This window comes from Limnohabitans sp. (genome assembly GCF_044361645.1).
In the GTDB taxonomy this organism is placed as follows: Bacteria; Pseudomonadota; Gammaproteobacteria; order Burkholderiales; family Burkholderiaceae_C; genus Limnohabitans_A.
In genome coordinates this window covers 1-4369 of sequence record NZ_JBIKIL010000186.1, presented here as the reverse complement: position 1 = coordinate 4369, position 4369 = coordinate 1, and the positions used below count along the sequence as shown (strand labels likewise).

5 protein-coding genes are annotated in these 4369 nt (G+C 57.7%); 2 read left to right on the top strand and 3 right to left on the bottom strand.

Annotated features, from left to right (window positions below; all coding sequences use genetic code 11):
- A partial coding sequence (locus tag ACIQ39_RS18630; RefSeq protein WP_396436078.1) for a PhoD-like phosphatase N-terminal domain-containing protein occupies positions 1-325 on the bottom strand: 325 nt, incomplete at its 3' end.
- Between the two features lie 150 nt (positions 326-475).
- Positions 476-1018, bottom strand: a complete 543-nt coding sequence (locus tag ACIQ39_RS18625) for a DUF1003 domain-containing protein (RefSeq protein WP_396436077.1) — start codon at positions 1016-1018, stop codon at positions 476-478.
- A 304-nt stretch (positions 1019-1322) separates the two neighbouring features.
- Between ACIQ39_RS18625 and ACIQ39_RS18620 the strand changes: the two genes are divergently transcribed.
- Both ACIQ39_RS18620 and ACIQ39_RS18615 read left to right on the top strand, forming a co-directional pair.
- Entirely contained in the window at positions 1323-2669 is a 1347-nt protein-coding gene (locus ACIQ39_RS18620; protein ID WP_396436076.1) for a DUF1800 family protein, read from the top strand.
- A 3-nt stretch (positions 2670-2672) separates the two neighbouring features.
- Positions 2673-3836: a DUF1501 domain-containing protein gene (locus ACIQ39_RS18615; protein WP_396436075.1), complete on the top strand. Its 1164-nt coding sequence runs from the start codon at positions 2673-2675 to the stop codon at positions 3834-3836.
- A gap of 70 nt (positions 3837-3906) precedes the next feature.
- On the opposite strand, the gene ACIQ39_RS18610 is transcribed toward ACIQ39_RS18615, so the two are convergent.
- Positions 3907-4369: substrate-binding domain-containing protein (locus ACIQ39_RS18610; protein ID WP_396436074.1), on the bottom strand; the 463-nt coding region annotated here is incomplete at its 5' end.

The window sequence follows — 4369 nt, the reverse complement described above, 5'->3', positions numbered from 1 at the left end:
CCGTCAGGCCAGTGGCATCGGCCTTGACCGTAAAACCTGTGTCGGATTTGGCTTCAACATCGCCTTGGGACACGATTTGTGTGAAGGCCGCATCGATGGCCACTTGGTAACGCAAAGTCACCGTGTTGTCAGAGCCAGGGAACTTGGCGTGGGTCCAAAGGATCACGCGGTCTGCTAAGGGATCGCCGCTGGCTACACCGTAAAGGAAATCAGGTTGGGCGTCCGATGATCCGCCACAAGCGGAAAGGGCTGCACCTGCGGTCACGGCGGCCGAGACGCTGGCCGCTTTGATCATGAATTCACGGCGGGAAGGGGTGTGCGACATGCGCGGCTCCAATAGCGTTGAGGAAAAGATTCACAGCCCACTTTGACAGGGGTCCATGAACTTTTCATGACAGGCCGCATGCACCGCCGCGCCCTTGCCACCTCCTTAACTCAAGCGGGCCGAGGCCTTTTTTTTGCTGGCGACAAAAGTTCAGTTCGCTTTGGGCAAGCGCTCCGACATCAAGCGCACTTGCTCCGACAAATCGCGCACGGCCTGACTGAGCGCCAGCAATTCTTGTTCTTTCAGAATGTCTATTTTTTCGTGCAGCAACTCGATTTCAAGTTCAGCTTTCACATTGATTTCATAATCATTTTGCGCATGGCGACGGTCCAATTCGGACTGGCGGTTTTGACTCATCATGATGGCGGGTGCGGTGTAGGCGGCTTGAAATGACAAGAGCAGGTTCAGCAAGATGAAGGGGTAAGGGTCCCACGCTTGAGCGCCCGTCAGCGCGTTGCCCAAAATCCAAAAAAAGATGGCGGTGCTTTGAACGATGATGAAGCGCCACGAGCCGACCGTTTTGGCCACGCTATCGGCCAGCCGTTGACCTCTTGTGGGTTGATCGATTGCGGTGTGTTCGGACGTGACCGTGGTCACAACGTCCAAGTGCTTGCGATGTGCCCGTCGGTGTTGGCGCAGCAATTCGAGTTGTTTGATTTCTTCCAAGGAAGCTTTGTGTTTTTTCAATGACATGTGAAGCTTTCAAAGTGATGGCTGAAAGGGTAGTTGCCTTCTGGACATCCCACAAAGCATTGTCTTGATCTGTGTCAATGTTCCGGGGATGACCGCGCTTTGGGACGCGGCGGCATGCAAAACAGTCGCCTTCATTGAGGCCCCACACACCGAAGTTGATATCTGTAGCAGCTGCTTTAGCCAAAATCGTGTTGCCCTGCACGTGACGCAAGACAAGCCATGAAAGTCAGATTTTCACAATGTGTCCAACCTAAGGGTGTAAATTATTGAAAAACTCAAACCCGCTTGAAGAGGCACAATGCGCATGCAAGCTACCCATCTGGCATCCCATCGATTTGGTTATTCGCAGCCCCAGCTGCAAACTCTCGCCAATGATCCAAGGGCTTGGGTCTTGGCGCAGTTTGAGCGCCCCGCCGCATTTGACACAGAAGGTCTGGTCGACAGTGCGAAATCTTGTCAAATCAAACGCGATGTGTTGCAAGCAGCCCTGAACCCAACAACACCACCCAACACCAACCCGTTCCAAGACGCCTTGGGTCCCATGACCCCCGCGCGCCAGGTGCTTCGCCAGACCAATCTGCACGGACTGGGCAAACGCTGGCAGCACATGACACAAACGACGACGCCTGTGGCAGAGCGCTGGGTGCAGTTTTGGGCCAATCATTTTTGTGTGGCTGCGACCAAAGGAACCACCTTGGCCTTGGTCTGGCCGCACGAATACGAAGCCATTCGCCCGCATGCCTTCGGCTCGTACAAAGCGCTTTTGCGCGCTGCCGTCGTGCATCCCGCCATGCTGCTCTATTTGGACAATGCGCAATCGATCGGCCCGCAATCCATAGCAGGACGCAGGCGCGACAGGGGTCTGAACGAAAACTTGGCACGCGAGCTGCTCGAGCTGCACACCTTGGGGGTGAAGGCGGGCTATACCCAAGACGATGTGACCCAAACCGCCAAGCTGTTAACCGGCTGGACCGTGGGCCCCAACACCGCAGGTGTGACGCGGTTCATGGACAACCTGCACCAACCCGGTAAAAAAACCATCTTGGGCAACACCTATCCCGAAGGCCCTCAAGCGCTGGATCTGTTGCTCACCGACTTGGCCCAGCACCCCGCATGCGCTGACTTCATGGCCAGCAAGCTGTGCCGTCACTTTGTCACCGATGCGCCGCCAGCAGCGCTGGTCCAAGCCCTTGCTGCAGAATTTCGACGTACCGATGGCGATCTCAAAGCCGTGGCTGTGGCTTTGTTCAGCCATGATTTGGCATGGCAAGTGGATCTTCCCCCCAAATTTAAGCGCCCCGAAGAATGCTTGATTTCGGCCCATCGCCTGATGCAAAAGAAAGTCATCAACGTCGAAAATTCTGCTTATTGGGTGCAAACCATGGGCCAAGCGATAGCGCGTGCGCCTTCACCCCAAGGCTGGCCCGACCTGAGCGCGGATTGGCTTTCGCCAGATGCGGTCATCAAACGGATCCAGTGGGCTGAGCGTTATGGCGAGTTGTATGGCAAAGACATCGATGCGAGAGACTTGATGCAACAAGCCTTTGGTCCCAACTTGAGCACCAGCACCACGCAAACCATCGCCCGTGCAGAAAGCGGCGCACAAGCGTTGGCGTTTGCATTGGCCAGCCCAGAACTTATGCGGAGATAAGCCATGACCCGTCCAACATTTTCACGCCGCGCGCACCTGCAACAACTGGCCTTGGGCGCGGGGTTCGCAGCAACGGGCCTGTTCCCGGCGCGACTCGCCTTGGCTGCCCAAGCTGAAAACAATCCGTCGGATCAGCGCTTGGTGGTGGTGCTTCTCAGAGGCGCTTTGGACGGCTTGTCTGCCGTGCCAGCACTGGGTGACCCCGCTTGGGCGGCCTTGCGCGGCGGTTCAGAAACACCCACGGCGCTGCCCTTAGACAGCACTTTTGGCATGCACCCCGGATTGGCCCATTTGCACCGCTGGTATCAAAACAAAGAATTGGCCGTTGTGCATGCCGTGGCCAGCCCTTACCGTGAACGGTCGCATTTCGACGCCCAACAGCAACTTGAAAGTGGCGGCGAGCGGCCCTTTGTGTTGAACACCGGTTGGCTGGCGCGCGCCCTGCAAGCGTCGCAGTACTCTGCGGTGGCCATGACGCCGGCCATGCCCTTGGCCCTGCGTGGCGCTGACCGCGCCAATACCTGGACGCAAAGCCGCAGACCCAATAAATCACAAGACACGCTTGACCGCATGGCCGCCACGTACGCCGACGATGTCCCGTTGGCAAGCGCCTTGGCCCAGGCCATGGCGCAGCAAGACAAGTCCATGGGTGCTGAACCTGCAACGGGTGCTGGCTTGACCGCTTTGGCCAAACAAGCAGGTAACTTTTTGTCCGCACCTCGTGGCCCGCGCGTTGCTTGGCTTGAAGTGGGTGGATGGGACACACACAGCCAACAAACAGCGCGTCTGGGCCGGTTGCTGCCTGCATTGGACGAAGCGCTGGCGGGTTTGCGTGAATCGCTTTCGGTTCACTGGGCCACCACCACGGTCTTGGTGATGACAGAATTTGGCCGCTCCGCCGCCATGAACGGCAGCCAAGGCACTGACCACGGCACAGCAGGCGTGGCGTTTGTCGCGGGTGGTCAAGTTGCCGGCGGCCAAGTCCTCACCGATTGGCCGGGACTGGGACGCAACCAATTGCTGGAAGGCCGTGACTTGCGGCCAACGCGAGACATACGCGCCCTCATCATGCCCATTGTGCAAAGGCAATTCCAGTTGAGCACGGGTGCGATGAGCGACGTGCTCCCCGGCGCAAGTCAGCCCATCGGCAACTTGTGGCGGGCCTGATTTTCATGGATCGGTTGGCCTGTCGACATCAGCCGCCGTTAACCTACTTCAACGCCACTGATCAAATGTCTTAGGGGCATCTTGGTGCGCACGAACCGCCGATGACGAGGTTCCATTCCAGAATAACGCGTCTCGGCTCACGCCAAGATGGATCCATAATTTTGTCGAGCATGAGCTGCACGGCGACCTCTGCGCTGCGGTGATAGTCGTAAAACAGCGCTGTAGCTGGCGGATAGATGAGATCCAACGTCTCCACGGTGCCGATGCCAATAATCGAGAAGTCGTGCGGTACATCCATCCCCTTGTTGCGCACCACGTGCAGCGCTCCCGACAACATCTGCGTCCCCAGGGCAATCAGAGCTGTCGGAGGTAACGCCAACTCAAGCATACGGGTCATGGTGTCCCGCGACGATTCGAGCCATGAATCTGGCATGAAAACAAGGCCGGGGTCGTATGCCAATCCTGCATTGTCCAGAGCCGCGCGATAGCCACGCAACTTTTCGCGTCCCGGCGCGAGGTTGGCGCCCGATACG